Origin of the sequence: Tolypothrix sp. PCC 7601, assembly GCF_025677855.1 — a bacterium.
Classification (GTDB): domain Bacteria; phylum Cyanobacteriota; class Cyanobacteriia; order Cyanobacteriales; family Nostocaceae; genus Aulosira; species Aulosira diplosiphon.
In genome coordinates, this window is sequence record NZ_CP064879.1 from 5,885,554 (window position 1) to 5,903,688 (window position 18,135).

Here is an 18,135-nt window from a genome sequence, read left to right on the forward strand (position 1 = left end):
CTCAATGCCCTATGCCGGCTTGATGACAACTACACCATAAGCATCGGGAGAAAGATATTGTTGGGCGGCTTGCATTAAGTCGGTTGCTTCTTGGGCTTGAATGTTTGCGGGGTAGTTAAAGGCTGGTTCTAGATTTCCTAGCATGGATTGATAATAACCATACAAGCCAGCGCGATCGCTTGGTGTTTCATTACCAAAAATAAATCGGTTGGCTACACGTCGGCGTACACGGGCAATTTCTGATTCTTTGACTAGTTCTGTGTGTAAAATGCGGATATGTTGTGCGATCGCTTCTTCTACTGCTTGTAAGTTTTCTACTGCACACTTGGCGGAAATATAAAACGTGCCTTGCAGTTGATTACTCATATTACTGACAGAAATCGAAGACACTAAATGCCGTTCTTCTCGTAAATCCTGCACCAGTCTTGATGTGCGTCCGTGGGCTAAAACTCCCGCTAAAACATCCAGTGCGTAAGTTTCATCAATATATTGCAACCCTGGAACTCGCCATACCATTACTAGCCTGGCTTGCTGGAGACTTTCATCAACAAATTCTTGACGGACTATTTCTGTAAACGCAGGTTCGGGTAGATGTGGTGTGTGATAAGCAGGGAGTGGTGCATTTTTGTTACTAGTAGCCTCAGCAATTCCTTGGGCAACAATATCAATTAATTCTGCTGTCGGTAAATTTCCTACAGCCACAGCCGTAATCGACTGGGGTTGATACATACTCCCGTGGAAATTCCGCATTTGCTGGGGTTTTAGTTGGGAAATCACCGATTCTGGGCCCAACACTGGACGACGATAAGGTAACCGTTCAAACGCCAATTCCATCGACCGCCGAAAAGTCCGCCGCTGGGGATTATCTTCGGAACGCCGAATTTCTTCTAGTACTACCAAGCGTTCCCGTTCAAAAGCGTCATCATCAATACTGGGATTCAATACGACATCAATTTGTAGCGGCGCAAGTTCGGCAAAATCTTTGGGAGCAGTAGTGATGTAGTAATGAGTGTAATCTTGGCTAGTAGCCGCATTAGTAACGGCTCCCCGTTCTTCAATGCGACGTTCAAACTCGCCACTAGCTAGGCGTTCTGTACCTTTAAAAATCATGTGCTCTAAAAAGTGAGCCATGCCATTAATGGTATCCGATTCTACTGCCGAGCCTACCTTAATCCACAAACTTAGGTTAACGGCTTCAATCGGCATTTGCTCCACTACTATTGTTAAACCGTTGGGTAGCTGGTGTAGTGTTGGAGCGTTGAGACGAGGAAATTTTACCAGGGTTGAGGTCATTGCTAGTAGTGAGTGGTGAAGAGGACAGAGAGAAAGCTTTCTTACTTCTCTATCTTATCTAGGAAGGAAGAAGGATAAAGGATGAAGTCTGAAGTAAGAATCTCTACAAACTGAACTTTTTTTACAAGGCGCTAATGCCTAGCTTGCTTCCCCATAAGGATACGTCTCGTTAGCCTAAAGCTTCTTATGGGCGAAAAATAAAATTTTTCCTTATTCATCACCCAATTTTTTTATTAGTGGGTTAATTTTATACTTCATCCTTCACCCTTAACAAACAAATGCAACAAGACTTTTATCTGTTACTGATTCCTGGATCTATATTGTTCTGGTTATTTTTGATTTTTTTACTCAGTTTTGATTGGAATAAGCTGGCGAAACTATACCGCACCAATGAACCAGCACCAGCAAATCTCTCACGCTTTGAATATGGTTCTGTGGGTATGGCGTATTACAAAGGAAGTTTAAATGTTGGTGTGTCTCCCCAAGGGCTGTATTTGAGTATTTTTGTTTTGTTTAACTTTGGGCTTCCAGCGTTGTTGATTCCTTGGAGTGCGATTAGAAAAATTGAGTCAGCTAATCAATTATTTGTGCAGCGCTTTCGCTTGTATCTGACTGAGCCAGATGTAAAGATTATTCTGAGGAAAGAGGCTTTGGAAGGTGCGAGGAAATATTTAGCTGCACAGGGTATTGAGTGGATTTAGATTTTGCCTTCCAGAATAGTGCCGTGAACATTTGCACTTTCAATATTCACATTTTGCAGAATCGCGCCTTCAAGATTGGCACTTTCAAGAATCGCACCTTCAAGATTCACATTTTGCAGAATCGCGCCTTCAAGATTGGCACTTTCAAGAATCGCACCTTCAAGATTCACATTTTGAAGAATCGCACCTTCAAGATTCACTATATTAAGATTTACCTCTTGAAGATTCACATTTTGAAGAATCGCGTCTTGAAGATTTGCTCCTTCCAGATTTGCCCATTCAAGATTCACTCCATTAAGATTCACCTGCTGAAGATTTGACCCTTTAAGATTCACCTGCTGAAGATTTGACCCTTTAAGAATTGCCCGTTCAAGATTTGACCCTTTAAGAATCGCTCCTTCAAGATTTGCCCCACTAAAATCTTGGGAGGATAAAATACAGTTTTGTAAATTTAAAAAACTTAAGCAATTTAAGGACAAAACATCATTACTATAACGCTCAACTCTGTGTCCACGTAGGCGATAAATCCAATTACCAAAAGCGTCAGGATAAGGCCATATAATCTGAGAAACCTTTTTTATCACCCTTGCACAAGCATTCAAAATAGCTAACAGCACTTCTTCTGCATTACGTGCTTGCCGATTTGCTTCCTGAAAATTGGTTAACTGCAATTTCTCCATCGGCATTCCATTTTTTAACATATAACCTATTAAGTCACATATTGTCTGCTGCCATTCAGCAACATCAACCTGATATTTATCTTTCTGTAATCGAATTTCATCGATAATAAATCTAAAAATATCATTATCCATAGCGGTTGAACCGCATAACTTCGCCCAGCGTTCTAAAGCTTGTAGCTTATTCCATCCATAATCTGAATCTTCTTTGTTAGCTTTTAGCTGATTATTAATGAGTTTTAATTCCTGCACAATACGTCTTGCAGTTAAATACTCACCAAAGCTTTTGTGAGTAAATTCAAAAGTCTCCTCACGACCTTTTAAGCCACGTTGACGGAAATAGAAAGCAGTTAACAAACGAGTTAAGCTAGCTTTTTTATCTTGCTTAAAGATATTTAATATCCGTTCCAGAATATTCCTATCACAATACTTATCAATTTCTGAAACCGTCGTTACCCTAACATCGCCTCCATGCCAAGCAGCAACAGCAATACTTTCTAGAATCCGAACAAAATCTTTTTCTGTAACTCCCTTAATAATTGGATTATCATGACCCCAACTTCTTTGATAAACTGCTGTGAGTAAATCTGCATAAATTTCATTGAGGTTACTATCATCGGAAAATTTAACTGCACCACGAACTAAGCTTAAAGCAACCAAGTAATTTAATAACGGCTGGGATGTAATTTCTCTTAAATGTCCCTTGTCTAATTCTGCAGGTAAGCTGTCATATCCACGACCGCTAGCTTTACCATAATTACACCACCAAATTTGCCGTTGGTCTTGCTTTAATAAATTTTGAGCATCAATGTAATTATTCTGCTTTCTTTCTTCCTCATCTACAAAATAAGGAAGAACATGAAGGATTTGCTTAGGTTTACGAAAATCGCTTTGATTTTTTTGGATAACTAATTCTCTTCCACTAATTAAAACCTGCAACCGAATTTGAACATGATTAAATGTAGTGACTTGTCTTTGGACTTCACTTAAAAACTTTTGAGCAACTTCCTCTCCCATCTTGCCCTGCATAGCTAATTCATCTAAACCATCAAAAATAATTAGTAATTTTTCTACCTTGTTGTCTTTATCTAAAGGATTAGGTGGTAAAGGAATATCACGCAAGTCATTAATAAAATTACCGATACCATTAACTAAATCATCTTCTGGATCAAACAGGTGCAAGGGAATAAATAAAACTGAGATTTTGCCTATCTTTGCCTGTGTAGCTGCAAAAATTTTAGAAAAGGAAGATTTACCACTTCCTGGCCCGCCACTAATTACCCGGATAGCATCTTTTTGATCAGCTTCGTCTAACCAAGTTTGGAGTTCTGCTTGTAAATCAACAATAATCCGTTCAGTTTTTTTATCTAGTTTATAGTTCTGTCTTACCCCGCTAGCAAAATCATCATCATCTTCACCTGCTATTTTGCGTTCATAGTAAGCACGGAGGGGAACATAAACTTGTTCCAGACTAAATGCTTCAGAAAACATCCGTTCATTAACTTGTTTTTGCAACCATATAGAGTAACGTTGCCAAGCTTGTTCTCTTTCGCTTGCTTTAATAAACGGGGTATTTAGTTCAGTTTGTAAAACTGTATATTTATCGCTATTTTTCTTCCATTCCTCAATGAGTGAATAGACAAACTCTGTAGAAAGACGATTACTAATTGCTTCTGCTTGTGCTGGTGTGGTGACAAATTCTGTTAACCACTGGCGAAAAGGTTCTTTGATGGCTGGAACAATGGCTAATTCTTCAGGATGAGCAAAAAAATTGCTGTCAATTGTTAATTCTGTGGCTTCTAAATTTTGGAGACAGTTTTCTAAACGGTGTTTAACTATAGTCTCAATCTCATCATTATCAACTTTTTTGAGTAAATCCTGATTATCATCTACTAAACTAGCCATTGCTTGAATTAAAGAACGAAAAATTAAAAGCCAAGCTATTTCTCCCGGTTCTTTAGCCAAGCCAACAGCAGCACCCATCTCTACCAAATTTTCGGGAACGTTGCTAACATTACCAGTCAACCCATTCACTACAGCTTTGGTTAGCGCTGTAAAACCACTCCCGAAGTTAACATTAAGACGCTTGCTGAAGACGGAAACAGGCTGCTTGATGAGAATTCCAGGTTTGCTGCTCATAGCTGTTGTATTGTATTGATAAATATGGTTAGCTCATACCAATTCCCCAAAATTCTGATACATATAGATTCTTCGTAGGGGTTTAGCACTGCTAAACCCTCACCCATATATAAGAATCATGATTAAAGTGAAACGGTATGAGATATTGAGACGATATTTGCTAGTAATTGTACGCAAATTTACTCTTAAATATTCTTATTTATACTAATAAGCTTCAAGTTTCAGCCTCAAAGCCTCAACTGTCAGCCTCAAAGCCTCAACTGTCAGCCTCAGAACCTCAAGCTTCAGCCTCAAAGCCTCAACGTTCAGCCTCAGAACCTCAACTGTCAGCCTCAGAACCTCAACTGTCAGCCTCAGAACCTCAAGTCTCAGCCTCAAAACCTCAAGCGTCACCCTCAAAACCTCAAGCGTCACCCTCGAAACCTCAAGCGTCACCCTCAGAACCTCAACTGTCAGCCTCAAAGCCTCAAGTTTGGTAGGGTGTGTTATCGCGTTAGCGTAACGCACCGTAAATCTCTGGTGGTGCGTTAGGACTAAAGTCCATAACGCACCCTACACCGATTCGCCCTTGTTTTAGTTGATAGTTGTTGCGCTTTTCTTCTTCTTAGAACTGCGAGTAAACCTACGTCCCATCTCATCTATAACTGCATCTAAACCAGCAACATCACCGCTAGCTTTGGCGTAATTGTAAACTGCTAAAGCTGCTGTATATGCTTCACTACCCGCAGTGATACAGGTATCATCCACGAGTTCTTGCAGTTGCGTCAGGGATAAAAGTACTGGATACAAAGCCTCATACAGCGCTACATCCCGGCGCATTTCTTCTACATCAAAGGAACGGGGTAAAAAGTTTGGGTTTTGCGTCGCTACTTCCAACGCTTTGCTAACAAAGGCGCGACTTTTATCACCCATTTTTAAAATTGTGCGTTGGTCTTCCGTTGTCAAATCTACCAAAAACGGTAACTTTTCGCGAATTGTTGCGATCGCCTGCATTACTGCTTCCCGATCAGCAGGGGAAAAGTTAGCACTGAGACGATTATCAGCCATTTTTGTCACTCCTCTGAGATAACTCTTCTCAGTATTCCCAAAGTAAAACAGGTAATTGGCTGATTTAAGCTCACAATACCTGTTCCTTACCAAATTGCAGCTGATAAGTAGTTGGACAGAATTAATTCACAATGTCATTGCGAATGAAGCGAAGCGGAATGAAGCAATCTTAGCCCTTGCGATTGCTTCGCTCTGCTCGCAACGACTGTAAATATTTTTGTTCAACTACTTACAAGCTTGGATTACGGCTTGGCGAAAGAACCACTTTTGTTAAAATTAAGAATAATATTAAGAAATATAAACTAAAGTCTCAATGCCCAGTCTATCGCTTGACAAAAAAGCATCTCGTGTCATTGTCGTCGGTGCAGGAATAGGTGGGCTAACTGCTGGTGCATTATTAGCCCATAAAGGTTACAGCGTTTTAATCTTAGACCAAGCCCTTGTACCTGGGGGTTGTGCTTCTACGTTTAAACGCCGAGGATTTACTTTTGATGTCGGCGCAACCCAAGTCGCTGGTTTAGAACCTGGGGGGATTCATCACCGGATTTTCTCAGAATTGGGAATAGATTTACCTGCAGCCACACCTTGCGATCCGGCTTGTGCGGTTTATCTCCCAGGGGAATCGACACCCATCAACGTTTGGCGCGATCGCGAAAAATGGCGAGAAGAACGCCAACGACAATTTCCTGGTAGCGAACCATTCTGGCAATTGTTAGCAACTCTATTTGAAGCTAGCTGGGAGTTTCAAGGACGCGATCCGGTGCTACCACCACGTAATTTATGGGATTTGTGGCAGTTAACTCAGGCGGTACGTCCCAGTACATTAATTACTGTGCCCTTCACTTTATTTACTGTGGGCGATGCTTTACGGCTATATGGATTAGGTAACGATCAACGCTTACGGACTTTTTTAGATTTACAACTGAAGCTGTATTCCCAAGTCAATGCAGAAGAAACAGCCTTACTTTATGCAGCCACAGCGTTGAGTGTCTCCCAACTTCCCCAAGGATTATTTCACCTCCAGGGTAGTATGCAAGTCCTAAGCGATCGCCTGGTAGAATCTTTGGAAAGAGATGGCGGTAAATTATTGCTGCGCCACACCGTCGAAAAAATTACTGTAGACAATGCTCAAGCCAAAGCCGTCACTATTCGCAATCAACAAAGCGGCGAAGTCTGGACAGAAACAGCCGACCATATTATTACCAATGTCACTGTGCAAAACCTCGTCCAGCTTTTAGGCGACGCAGCGCCAGCAGGTTATAAACAGCGAGTCGAAAAATTACCCCCATCATCAGGGGCGTTTGTCGTCTATTTAGGTGTAGATGCTAGCGCCATTCCGCCCGAATGCCCACCGCATCTGCAATTTTTATACAACCCCGATGGGCCAATTGGCGAAAATAATTCTCTATTTGTCTCCGTTAGTCATCCCGGAGATGGTCGCGCCCCGGAAGGTAAAGCCACAATTATTGCCTCATCTTTTGTAGATACACGTAGGTGGTGGCAAACTGAGAATTATGAAGAACTCAAGCAGCAGTATACAGAAGAAGCGATCGCCCGCCTAGCAAAATTCTTCTACCTCAAACCCGAAACCATCATTCACCAAGAAGCCGCCACACCCCGCACCTTCGCCCATTTCACAGCACGCGATCGCGGTATCGTGGGCGGTATCGGTCAACGTATCCCCAACTTCGGCCCCTTCGGTTTTGCCAATCGTACACCAATCAACCACCTCTGGTTAGTCGGTGACTCCACTCACCCCGGCGAAGGAACAGCAGGAGTAAGTTACTCAGCGCTAACTGTCGTGCGACAAATATTAAATAGCTGAGTCAACCGTCAACCGTCAACTGTCAACAGTTAACATCAAAGATTTTGTAAAGTAAAAATCTATGGCAATACTTGTTGGTTAAGGGCAAAAGGAGAAGGGGAAAAGGGGCAAGAAAAAACCTTTAACCCTTACCCTTTCACCTTTTCAGGGAAATGCTGCACTCATATCACTTACTTTTCCCCAATTAAACTTAACAGCCCAACAGATTTTTGATGCTGCTCAGTGAATTACCCAAATTTGTGCAGAAGTTCTTTCATAAAAAAGGGCACATTTCTGTGCCTTTATCTACATAGCAAATTAATTGATAACAAAACCAAAAAACTAATTACTCAACAAAAAAACAGAACAATAATTTTGGAGGGGGTTTGGGGGACGCAACCGTCACCCAATCGGGGGTTTGGGGGAGAATCCCCCAATTGATCTGGCTTTTTTAATTAAGTGACAAATCAATCACTCATGAGCTTAACCCAAGCGTATTGATCTATATAGGTCATTAACCTTTGCCTAGAAATTAAGTTGTAGTTACACCTGTTAGTTTGGAGTGCCAGTACTAGTTGGCGAAGGTGACAAAATTTCCGGCACAGCTGGCGCAGGTTCAGGATTGAGAAAGTTTCGCCAAGTCTTGATTTGCTCTTGTGCGGCACTGTAAGCAGAAGTACCTCTAGGAATTAACTTCGCCGTCTCAATGCCTTGATACATATCAGATTGACCTTGAGAACGGGCGATATCTAACAACTGCTGACTCCATTGGTCAATGGCAACATTAGCATCCAAGCGTAAGATACTCCGCCGGGGAACTTGTTGTGCTAGTTGTATAGCATTTACCAAAGCTTCTGCTGTACCAGGTAAAGCAGCATCTCGCGCTTTCTGCCAGTTTTCTTTGGCGCGGATTTGCACTCGCCAATCGTCTATGGCTTCTTGGGCTTCGCCAGAAAGTGCCCGTCCTGATGATGCTATGGATTGAGCCGCACTAATTGCCCCATTTAAATCGCCTCGTTGCGCTAAGTCTTTTGCTTGATCTAAATAAGGTCGGTCTTCAATTCGCTGAATTTTTGCTGTCCAATTACGGATTTTTCTGCGTGCTTCCGAGTATAATGCCCGACCATTACGGATTTGGCTAGCTTCTGCGATCGCAGCTTGCAAGGAGTTGATATCATCCATTAATGCAATCTGATCGGCACGATCCAAGAAAGGTCTATCTTGGATTGTCTCCACTTCAGCTTGCCAACGTCCGGCTGCTTGTCTGGCTTCGCTAGCACGGGGGTTACCGCTAGGAATGAGTTGAGCTTGGGCGATCGCCGCACTTAAATCACTGATTGTACCTTGGCTAGCTAATGTCCGCGCCTTATCTAAACGGGCGACATCTTCAATTTCCAACTGCCAACGGGCAATTAATTGTTGTGCTTTATCATACACAGCCCTAGAAGCATCGATTTGTTGCGCTTGGGAAATTGCTGTCTGTAAACCATCAATGGTTCCTAGCCAAGCACTTCTTTGGGCTTCAGCCAAGCTGATAAAATCTTCAACTTCCGTTTGCAATCCCGTATTTTCTGGAATTTGGCGCACGATATCTAGCGCTGCATCTGCATCTCGCTTATCTAACTTAGCTTGAGCTAAATCCAGCATCTTGCGCCCATATTGGGGAATTAACTCTTGCGCTTTTTGATAAATGTAACTAGTGGGGCTAATTGACTCCGCTAGCTTAATGGCTTCGAGTATCTGATCGGCTACCCCACTTTTAGCTAAACTATCAGCTTTTGCTAATTTTTCGCCATCTTCTCTAGCTGTGGCAATAATGCGGTTTAATTCGTCGTATTTAGTAGTTGCCCAGTGCTTATTATCAATACGCAACAATTTAGCAGACAGCATAAAAGCTGATTGCCAATTTCTTTGCCGCAGTTCGCCTTCCGCTTCTTGATAAATGCCCTCTGCTTTTGACCAAATCGACTGCCATTTATCTACTTGTGCTTCTACATTGCTATAAGCAGGCAAATCGTTAGGTATTTTTCTGGCAGTGGCGATCGCTTCATCTAATTTTCCCGCTTGAAAACTTTGATCGGCTAGTTGCAAAATATCCTTAGACCACCTCTCAATAAAGCGATCGGCTTCTCCACGCAAGGGGTGGTTTTTCGGCAATTGCTTCACTAAGTTGATCGCTTGCAGTAAGTCGGTGACTGTTTGTTTAGAAGCCGCTAATTGCGCGCAGTGTAACCGTACTGACTCACTAGCCAAAGGCCAGAAGATTTTGGGGCAGTTAGGGGCTGTTGGCAATTTTAACAGCATTGCCATTGCCAGGAATCCTATCCCCCCTGGAATCAAAGTTAATAATACTAACCACACCACCCAATTTTGCATCCAGCGGGGCAATTTACTGAATATATAATTGGGTGAAATAGTTTTCTCTGACTGATTATTAAAAGGTAATTCTTCGGAATGATTATCTGTTTGCCGCTTCACTGACTTAGAGTTAGAACCAGTAGCTGGAATATTAAATAAATGAGGTTCTCCGAATTGTTGTGTTTCGGATAATCTCGCCATTTCATCCTGATCTCTGGCTCTGCCTCGGGACCAACTGTCTGTAATATCCCGCTCTGTCATCTCTCACACCAAAATAATTGAATAGCGATCTGTTGTAGATCGATAATTCCATTGTTGCCATAGTAACTTTCTCATAATTAAAAAGCTACCTTTTTTATTATCTTTCGCCACAGATACCATCAACAATTGGAAAAATCAGTGTGGTTTTACACCCTAACCAGAGACCGAAGATTCCGTCTGCAAATCGACAATTAACTGAGCCAACTGATCGCTGCTGGCCTGGTAGACTCGGCCGCAAAAGTCGCAAGTGGCTTCAGCGCCATCATCTTTCACGATCATATCTTGTAGTTCAGCTTCTCCCAAGATTTTTAATGCTCCCAACATCCGATCAAAGGAGCAACCACAGTGGAAGCGCAGAATTTGGCTTTCCGGAAATATATTCAGATCCATATCTCCCAGTAAATCTGTGAAGATTTCCGGCAAGTTCTTGCCTGCTTGCAATAATGGTGTAAATCCTGATAAAGCAGCTACTCGTGATTCTAAGGTGGCAACTAAAGCTTCATCCCTAGCAGCTTTAGGTAACACTTGCACCAACAATCCACCCGCCGCCGTTACGCCATTTGCGCCCACAAATACACCTAAAACCAGCGCTGAAGGTGTTTGTTCAGAACTTACCAAGTAATGGGCGACATCATCACCAATTTCACCAGAAACCAGTTCTACCGTACTCGAGTAAGGGTAGCCATAACCGATATCCCGGACAACGTAGAGAAAACCCTTACCTACTGCACCACCAACATCTAATTTACCTTTAGCGTTAGGTGGTAATTCTATAGATGGGTTACCTACGTAGCCACGGACTGTACCATCTAACCCCGCATCTACCAAAATGCCACTCAACGGGCCATCACCTTTCACCCGGACGTTCACTCTAGAGCCTGGCCGCTTCATACTAGAAGCCATTAACAAGCCTGCTGCCATAGTCCGCCCCAGTGCTGCTGTTGCCACATAAGATAGCTTGTGACGTTGTCTTGCTTCTTCTGTGAGGCGCGTAGTGATCACACCTACGGCTCTAATCCCACCGTCGGCTGCCGTGGCGCGAATTAATTGATCCGCCATGAAAAACCTTACCAAATAGTATGTTACTAAACGCCTCTGCTATGAGGCTGGGACACTAAAGTCTTATTTAGTATAACTTAGTATATCTAAACTAAACTTAAACATCTTTCTCATACTAAGTTCCGTAGGTAGGGATTTCCCGACAGTACATCAATAAATCAACTCTGCCTATCTGCAGTAGGTTTCAAAAATCAAATTTAACTGCTATGCAAAAATAAATAATTGATTATCCAGCTTGATATTTAAATGCAACAACCCTAATTATTTTCTGATTTTTGATTCTATATTTGCCATACTACTAAAATAGTAATTAATTTTGGCTCAGTGTCATCCTAAAAAATGCTAGGTACTTTTCAAAAAAGTCAACTGCGGATAGAAATCGAAGCATCAGCAAATGCCATCCATGACAGTCTGCTACGTCCAGCGCAATTACAAAAATGGCTTTTAGGGCAACGCTTTGCTTCTGGAATGCCAGAAGAACTACAGTCCGGGTTTCAGTTTACTACTTGGACAGGGCCCATCCAGATTCATCATCAAGTAAGTGTGGTTAAGCCTAATTGCCTACGCTTGTTACTCAGTGGCGGAATTGATGGTTTTCATGAATGGTATTGGGGAGAAGGTTGGGTACAGTCCCGCTTAGAAGGAGTGTCACTATTACCGTTAAATTTAGGACAAACTTTCAGCTTATTGAGTTTGCGGCAATTTTTAGCAAGCCAAAAATCATAAGAATTTTTATAAATTTTGATAGGGCTGTAGTAAGTATTTTCGTATTGATAATTTAAATCCGAAATTGCTTACTACAACCTACAAATCTGTGAGTAACCTGGCTTTTCTTAACATAAATGTCAATACAGTTTCTTCCTGGGCAATAATATCGGCTGTTACTTCCATACCTGGTTGAATGCCATAGGATTGATTACCTTTAATTAGCTCCAGTTTATCCGGCTCGATTGTGACTTCATAGTAAGGTACAACTGCAACATTACTATTAGTTTGGGGTGCAATTGCATCAGCGCTAATGCCTCGAACCGCACCATTGAGCGTGCCATAATCTGGGTAAGGATAAGCAGAAACCCGCATAATAACTTTACCCTGGTTACATTGCGTTACTTGAGTAGCTTGACATAGGCGCACTTTACTAATATCAGCCGCCGCTACACGGGCTTTCACAATTAAAGGTGCTTGATTAGGGGAAATTTGCGCGATCGCATCTCCCGCACGCACTACCTGCCCAGTATTTCTAATTTCCAGCTTCAAAATTGTACCCGCCTCTGAGGTGCGAATGACAGTTTTTTGCAGTTCTGTAGAGACTTGTGTTAATTCTTTTTGGTCGCTATTAATCTGGTTTTGGATTTCAACTTGACGGCGAATTAATTCTTCTTGTTCTTTCTTCAAAGTCGCCAGTGTCGATTCGCCTTTAGCCTTTTCTTGGGCAATACGTTCATTAGCGATTGTCACAGTCGCATTACTGGGGTTAAGTCCAGCTTGAGCACGTTTGAGTTTAGCTAATGCTGCTTTATAAGCCTGTTCTTTCTCTTTAATTTGCAGAATAGCGATCGCACCTGTATTTCCTAGTTGCTGATATCGCTTCATTTCCTCCTTAGCTAATTCCAGCGCGGCTTCTGCTTCTTGCACTTGTGTGAAAGTGGTGATTTTTTGGTCTTGATAATCTCGTTGGTTGCGCCTCAAGTCAGCCGCCGCCGCCGCGATCGCTCGTTGCATAGAATTAGATTCCGCCGCGATTTGAGTTTGTAGCGTCTTGACTTGGGCTGCAATTTGTGATAACTGTAAATTATTCTGGTGAATCGTACCTAAAAGCTGACTTTTTTTAGTTTCCAGTTGCGAAGAATCAATATAGGCGATCGCATCCCCTGATTTCACCACCTGATTTTCTTTCACCACAATCTTTTTCACAACTCCCTCACTACCTGCTTGCACTAAACGTACATCTCCTGCAGGGCGAACGATAGCGGGTGCTGTAACGGTGACGTTGTAGTGAGTTACCGCAGCCAAAACCAAGGCTATACCTACAGTGCTAACGAGAAATAAACCCCCTAAAGTTGTCCAGAGACTAATTGCTGGAAGAAACTGATCGCTGCTGATGGGGCGAAACAAGTCTGGACTGGGGTCATTATGCATAAATTACGATGAAAGGTAGGCAGTATCTCAATTCATGCACAAGCAACCAAGTAGCAGCAATGGAAATTCCACTGAGTTAAATTTAAATTTAACCCTCAGCAGTTAAAACTTGCTCTACAGTTAATTGCAACTCTGGAAAAATTTGAGATTTTATGTAATCACCATCAACGAACTCTACAGGTTCGTATAAGTCTTCAATTAATGTAAACACAGTTACTTTCTTGAGTAAAGGATCAACAATCCAATACTCTGGAATATTGAGAACATTATACTCAACTCGTTTAGCTCGATAATCAACAATCTTTGTTGATTCACTGACGATTTCTACAACTAACAACGGTGGTGGTTCGTTAAGTTCAATTACTGCTTCGCGGTTTCTTAACTCACGCCACTGAGACATGGGAATCACCAATACATCTGGAATTCTGGAGGTATCCCATCGCCCAGCATGTGGGGAACGAATACCAATAACCATTTGTTTAGAAGTCCAATCTAACTTTAAACGGTTAATTTCACTGCGGAAACAAACATTTAAAAATTCTGCAACTGCACCATGTTCCCCACTTCCCAAACTTATCGGAATTAGTTCTCCATTGACCAATTCATAGCGGGTATCGGTGCCATCGTCATAAGCTAAATATTCCTGAAAAGTTAGTCGTTTAGTAACTGCAGGAGTTATTGTCATGGCATTCTTTTATTGCCTTTAATTCATTCTAATTTGGCTTTACCACCAACACCGAACAACTCGCTTCTTCTACAACTTGAATACTCACAGAACCCAGGACAATTCGCTTCATTCCTGTTAAACCACGACTACCAATAACGATTAAGTCAGCATTATAAATATTTGCCAAGCGAATAATCTCTTCCGCCGGATCGCCATTTACCAGTTCTAATGCACTTTTAACTGACAAACTCTCTTGGTAAGCTTGCAGCTGCTTTTCAATATGAAAGAAAGACAATGTTGGTGAATCTGAATGAGGTTTATCGGCGGGTAGTTCCATCTCTGACTCTGGTGTAGGAAAAACATGACAGAGAATCACTTTGCTATCTTCTGACAGCGCCAATTCATCTAAAGTCTGAATTACCCGTTCTGCAACTTCCGAACCATCCAGAGCTACCAAAATAGTTTTTAGCACCGCCCCCGTCTCCTCAAGAGTAGACCCCTTAAACACATACTGACTAAAGTTTGTTGGCAGCTATACCAACAACTAGCTGTCAACCAAGTTTCTATATGACCTGATTAGCCAAACTTTTGGTTTGCAGCCATCTATTGACTTTTACCAAAAGTATAAGCAAAAATTCTGCACTTTCAATCATTCTTCACGCTGAATTCGTCTTCTTACTGAATCGGCGTGAGATGGGAATCCCTCTGCTGTTGCCAATACATCAATTGCACCAGCTACCTTCTGCAATGCAGATTGGGAATATTGAATAATATTGGAGTGTTTCATGAAAGTTTCTACACCCAACCCCGAAGCATAACGAGCTGCACCAGAGGTAGGCAAAGTATGATTTGGCCCAGCTAAATAATGCCCGATAGCTTCCGGTGTAGAGTCTCCTAAGAAAATTGCCCCAGCATGGCGAATTTTTGGTAGTAATTCCCAAGGGTCTTGAATTTCTAATTCTAAATGTTCAGGGGCAAACTCATTAGCGAGTTCTGCTGCGGCATCGAGAGATTCTACAATCACAATTAAGCCATAGTGAGCGATCGCTTTTTCTGTATCTATTCTGCGGGGATGATCTACCAATTGTCTTTCCACGGCAACTTGTACGTTTTTTGCCAAAGCCGCATCCGTAGTCAACAAAATCGCTGCTGCCATTGGGTCATGTTCGGCTGGTGCTAACATATCAGTAGCCACATGTACGGGATTTGCGGTTTCATCAGCAATAATTAGCACTTCGCTTGGCCCAGCTAAACAATCAATACCGACAGTACCATAGACCAATTTTTTTGCCAGTGTCACATAAATATTCCCTGGGCCAGCAATGACATTAACTTTAGGAATTGTTTCTGTACCATAGGCTAAAGCCGCGATCGCTTGTGCGCCCCCAACGCGATAAATTTCTTGAATCCCAACTTCTTGAGCTGCGACTAAAACAGCCGGGCTAATTGCTTTGCCTGCTCCTGGAGGGGTTACCATAACTAAGCGCGGTACACCAGCCACCTTGGCCGGAATTGCATTCATCAGTACCGTGCTAGGATAGCCAGAGCGACCACCAGGCACATATAAACCAGCACGATCCACAGGGTTGTAGCGTTTGCCCAGTACTACATCATCATCACCAAATTCTACCCAACTTTTTGGTACTCGCTTACGGTGAAAGGCTTCAATTTGTTGGCAAGCCAGCCGAATCGCTGCCAGCAACTCTTGAGAAACTTGTTGGTAAGCTGCATCTAGTTCTGAACCTGTAACGCGCAGTTCCTCTGGCTTGAGAGTTTGGTTGTCAAATTCGGCTGTATAATGCAACACAGCCTTGTTGCCTTGGCGCTTCACTGCTTGTAACACTTCTCGCACCGTTGCCTCTTTGTGAAGCACCTGGTCATCATGGGTGCGATCGCAGATACGTTGTAGTTCTGCTATAACGTCTGCCTGCTGAGTAATGATTCGCAGCATGGAGTAAGGACAATGCCAAAATTAGAATGTTCCCGCCTGAGAATCAGTCTTGCTTTTTCCCCCAAGAGGTACCAAGCTGACGCTAATTCTCTTCTCTAGCTTAACCTGGATTTTTTTGATACTTCCAGTGTTCTCACTGCTGTATTGCTTGAGTAGGCGACTTCATTGCTCATTCCCACAAGCTTTAGTGGCTTGTAGCAGGGAGTTGGCGTGCCAAGTTCCACTACCCTTTGATCCCATCACTCAATTGCCCGCCAGTATAGATATCATGTGTTTGCACATCGATTCACTCTGAATCGAGAACTTAGTTAGGGACTGAGTATAATTTTTACTGACTTTTCTTAATTTTACTAGCTAAAAGCGATTGCGAAACAATGTGTTCAATCTCTAAATTTTCACCTTTAACTGTAACTAGTAATACTTATTTGCCTCTGAGATCTAGAGATAGTACATCGGCAAGTTGACTCCTAACGCATCCGCCAGGAAGCTAAGATAACTATGATTCTTTATGGGAGTAATTTATCTTAACGCATTTCTCATGTTGAAGGCACATCTAAAACCCCCGCCAAAACTGCAGTACCAGTCAACAACGGCAAAGATCTGAGATAGAGCAGGGATTTCCCACTCAATAAAGTATCCAATCTCTATGCCCAATGCCCAATGCCCAATGCCCCATATCCCATATTTCTAAAAAACTCAGCAGTGATATTTTTTCGGAAATCTTAACATTGGCGATCTGGATGCTATATTAGTAAATCTAGTAGTGTGTGTACATATTAATAGTCTTTTTGGAACTGACTGTGGCGAATACAAAGTCTGCTCTCAAGCGCGCCGAAATCGCAGAACGTAATCGTTTGCGTAATAAAGCATATAAATCAGCTGTTAAGACGCTGATGAAGAAGTACCTTAGTGCAGTACAACTTTATGCTGCTAATCCCACTCCTGAATTAAATCAACAAGTACAGGAGCGGTTGGCTGAGGCTTACAGCAAAATTGATAAAGCTGTCAAGCGAGGTGTACTTCATCCCAACAATGGGGCCAGGAAAAAGTCAAGATTGGCTCATAAACTCAAACCACTTACACAAACCGCACAGTAGTCCAAAATCATTTAGTCATTAGTCTGGTACTAATGACTAATGACTAATGACTAATGACTCTTAAACCAAAATGCAGCTAATTGACACCCACGTTCACATTAACTTTGACGTTTTTCAACAAGATTTAGCAGCAGTGCGATCGCGATGGCAAGAAGCAGGTGTAGTGCATTTAATACATTCCTGCGTCGAACCATCAGAATTTCCCAGTATCCAAGCCATAGCACATGAGTTTCCCGAACTCAGCTTTGCCGTAGGTTTACATCCCTTAGATGCTAAACAATGGACTGATCAGACAGCCGATGAAATCTCAAAGTTGGCGCAATCTGACGCGAAAGTAGTAGCAATGGGGGAAATGGGGCTGGATTTGCGTAAAGCAGATAACTATGAGCAACAGCGCATGGTATTTGAAGCGCAATTAGCGATCGCCACTGAACTTAATTTACCGATAATTATCCACTGTCGTGATGCTGCGGCACAGGTAAGAGAAGTGTTGCAAAAATGGCGAGAACAAAAAGGAGAAAAATTACGGGGTGTAATGCATTGTTGGGGTGGAACACCTGAAGAAGCTCAATGGTTTATTGACTTAGGGTTTTACATTAGCTTTAGCGGGACAGTTACCTTCAAAAACGCCAAGCAGATCCAAGCTACCGCCGCAATGGTACCGAGCGATCGCTTGCTCATTGAAACAGACTGTCCTTTTCTCGCTCCCGTCCCCAAACGAGGTACAGGTAGGAATGAACCTGCTTACGTCCGTTATGTAGCAGAGAGCATAGCCCAACTGCGTGGGAAAACAGTAGAAGAGATAGCTAATCAAACTACCCAAAATGCTTGTGAATTATTTGGTCTGGTACTATAGACTGTACCTGTAAGTGTAGTTAGCTGTGTAAAAATAAATAAACACCTCGGAGGACGGAAATATGCTAAAATTATTTCCTCCAAAAC

At 42.3% G+C, this 18,135-nt stretch carries 15 protein-coding genes; 5 read left to right on the forward strand and 10 right to left on the reverse strand.

Annotated elements, in window-relative coordinates; genetic code table 11:
• Nucleotides 1-9: 9 nt before the first annotated feature.
• On the reverse strand, nucleotides 10-1,293 hold the full coding sequence (locus HG267_RS24215; RefSeq protein ID WP_045868353.1) for a M16 family metallopeptidase: 1,284 nt from the start codon (nucleotides 1,291-1,293) through the stop codon (nucleotides 10-12).
• A gap of 278 nt (nucleotides 1,294-1,571) precedes the next feature.
• Here HG267_RS24215 and HG267_RS24220 point away from each other — a divergent pair, with 278 nt between their 5' ends.
• On the forward strand, nucleotides 1,572-1,994 hold the full coding sequence (locus HG267_RS24220) for a hypothetical protein (protein ID WP_194007799.1): 423 nt from the start codon (nucleotides 1,572-1,574) through the stop codon (nucleotides 1,992-1,994).
• On the opposite strand, the gene HG267_RS24225 is transcribed toward HG267_RS24220, so the two are convergent.
• The 3 genes from HG267_RS24225 to HG267_RS24235 all read right to left on the reverse strand — a co-directional run bounded on the left by HG267_RS24225 (nucleotide 1,991) and on the right by HG267_RS24235 (nucleotide 5,857).
• Nucleotides 1,991-4,810 carry a pentapeptide repeat-containing protein gene (locus tag HG267_RS24225; RefSeq protein WP_045868354.1) on the reverse strand — a complete coding sequence of 940 codons (2,820 nt, stop codon included), beginning with the start codon at nucleotides 4,808-4,810 and terminating at the stop codon, nucleotides 1,991-1,993. The two genes, HG267_RS24220 and HG267_RS24225, sit on opposite strands and share 4 nt — an antisense overlap.
• A 204-nt stretch (nucleotides 4,811-5,014) precedes the next feature.
• A complete protein-coding gene (locus HG267_RS24230; RefSeq protein WP_228045448.1) occupies nucleotides 5,015-5,272 on the reverse strand; it encodes a hypothetical protein in 258 nt (85 codons plus the stop codon).
• A 111-nt stretch (nucleotides 5,273-5,383) separates the two neighbouring features.
• On the reverse strand, nucleotides 5,384-5,857 hold the full coding sequence (locus HG267_RS24235; protein WP_045868356.1) for a hypothetical protein: 474 nt from the start codon (nucleotides 5,855-5,857) through the stop codon (nucleotides 5,384-5,386).
• A gap of 313 nt (nucleotides 5,858-6,170) precedes the next feature.
• Here HG267_RS24235 and crtD point away from each other — a divergent pair, with 313 nt between their 5' ends.
• Nucleotides 6,171-7,682: a C-3',4' desaturase CrtD gene (crtD, locus tag HG267_RS24240; protein ID WP_045868357.1), complete on the forward strand. Its 1,512-nt coding sequence runs from the start codon at nucleotides 6,171-6,173 to the stop codon at nucleotides 7,680-7,682.
• 531 nt (nucleotides 7,683-8,213) lie between these two features.
• Here the strand turns inward: crtD and HG267_RS24245 are convergent.
• Both HG267_RS24245 and hslO read right to left on the reverse strand, forming a co-directional pair.
• Entirely contained in the window at nucleotides 8,214-10,280 is a 2,067-nt protein-coding gene (locus tag HG267_RS24245) for a hypothetical protein (protein WP_045868358.1), read from the reverse strand.
• 153 nt (nucleotides 10,281-10,433) lie between these two features.
• On the reverse strand, nucleotides 10,434-11,339 hold the full coding sequence (gene hslO / locus HG267_RS24250) for an Hsp33 family molecular chaperone HslO (RefSeq protein WP_045868359.1): 906 nt from the start codon (nucleotides 11,337-11,339) through the stop codon (nucleotides 10,434-10,436).
• A 339-nt stretch (nucleotides 11,340-11,678) separates the two neighbouring features.
• Between hslO and HG267_RS24255 the strand changes: the two genes are divergently transcribed.
• On the forward strand, nucleotides 11,679-12,065 hold the full coding sequence (locus tag HG267_RS24255; protein WP_045868360.1) for a hypothetical protein: 387 nt from the start codon (nucleotides 11,679-11,681) through the stop codon (nucleotides 12,063-12,065).
• Nucleotides 12,066-12,143: 78 nt separating this feature from the next.
• Here HG267_RS24255 and HG267_RS24260 read toward each other — a convergent pair whose 3' ends face one another.
• From HG267_RS24260 to hisD, 4 genes are all read right to left on the reverse strand, one after another.
• Nucleotides 12,144-13,478, reverse strand: a complete 1,335-nt coding sequence (locus HG267_RS24260) for an HlyD family secretion protein (RefSeq protein ID WP_045868361.1) — start codon at nucleotides 13,476-13,478, stop codon at nucleotides 12,144-12,146.
• 88 nt (nucleotides 13,479-13,566) lie between these two features.
• Nucleotides 13,567-14,163, reverse strand: coding sequence for a Uma2 family endonuclease (locus HG267_RS24265; protein WP_045868362.1), 597 nt, complete (start codon nucleotides 14,161-14,163; stop codon nucleotides 13,567-13,569).
• A 28-nt stretch (nucleotides 14,164-14,191) separates the two neighbouring features.
• A complete protein-coding gene (locus HG267_RS24270) occupies nucleotides 14,192-14,617 on the reverse strand; it encodes a universal stress protein (RefSeq protein ID WP_045868363.1) in 426 nt (141 codons plus the stop codon).
• Nucleotides 14,618-14,794: 177 nt separating this feature from the next.
• Nucleotides 14,795-16,096 carry a histidinol dehydrogenase gene (hisD, locus tag HG267_RS24275; RefSeq protein WP_045868364.1) on the reverse strand — a complete coding sequence of 434 codons (1,302 nt, stop codon included), beginning with the start codon at nucleotides 16,094-16,096 and terminating at the stop codon, nucleotides 14,795-14,797.
• A gap of 800 nt (nucleotides 16,097-16,896) precedes the next feature.
• Between hisD and rpsT the strand changes: the two genes are divergently transcribed.
• Together rpsT and HG267_RS24285 are read left to right on the forward strand one after the other, a co-directional pair.
• Nucleotides 16,897-17,193 carry a 30S ribosomal protein S20 gene (rpsT, locus tag HG267_RS24280; protein ID WP_045868365.1) on the forward strand — a complete coding sequence of 99 codons (297 nt, stop codon included), beginning with the start codon at nucleotides 16,897-16,899 and terminating at the stop codon, nucleotides 17,191-17,193.
• 70 nt (nucleotides 17,194-17,263) lie between these two features.
• Entirely contained in the window at nucleotides 17,264-18,049 is a 786-nt protein-coding gene (locus tag HG267_RS24285; protein ID WP_045868366.1) for a TatD family hydrolase, read from the forward strand.
• Nucleotides 18,050-18,135: the final 86 nt, after the last annotated feature.

Bases quoted from the DNA above. Each gene is read 5' to 3' on its own strand.
- HG267_RS24255 (WP_045868360.1), top strand. From the start codon at position 11,679: ATGCTAGGTACTTTTCAAAAAAGTCAACTGCGGATAGAAATCGAAGCA.
- HG267_RS24225 (WP_045868354.1), bottom strand. From the start codon at position 4,810: ATGAGCAGCAAACCTGGAATTCTCATCAAGCAGCCTGTTTCCGTCTTC.
- hisD (WP_045868364.1), bottom strand. From the start codon at position 16,096: ATGCTGCGAATCATTACTCAGCAGGCAGACGTTATAGCAGAACTACAA.
- crtD (WP_045868357.1), top strand. From the start codon at position 6,171: ATGCCCAGTCTATCGCTTGACAAAAAAGCATCTCGTGTCATTGTCGTC.
- HG267_RS24220 (WP_194007799.1), top strand. From the start codon at position 1,572: ATGCAACAAGACTTTTATCTGTTACTGATTCCTGGATCTATATTGTTC.
- HG267_RS24235 (WP_045868356.1), bottom strand. From the start codon at position 5,857: ATGGCTGATAATCGTCTCAGTGCTAACTTTTCCCCTGCTGATCGGGAA.
- hslO (WP_045868359.1), bottom strand. From the start codon at position 11,339: ATGGCGGATCAATTAATTCGCGCCACGGCAGCCGACGGTGGGATTAGA.
- HG267_RS24265 (WP_045868362.1), bottom strand. From the start codon at position 14,163: ATGACAATAACTCCTGCAGTTACTAAACGACTAACTTTTCAGGAATAT.
- HG267_RS24215 (WP_045868353.1), bottom strand. From the start codon at position 1,293: ATGACCTCAACCCTGGTAAAATTTCCTCGTCTCAACGCTCCAACACTA.
- HG267_RS24260 (WP_045868361.1), bottom strand. From the start codon at position 13,478: ATGCATAATGACCCCAGTCCAGACTTGTTTCGCCCCATCAGCAGCGAT.
- HG267_RS24245 (WP_045868358.1), bottom strand. From the start codon at position 10,280: ATGACAGAGCGGGATATTACAGACAGTTGGTCCCGAGGCAGAGCCAGA.
- HG267_RS24285 (WP_045868366.1), top strand. From the start codon at position 17,264: ATGCAGCTAATTGACACCCACGTTCACATTAACTTTGACGTTTTTCAA.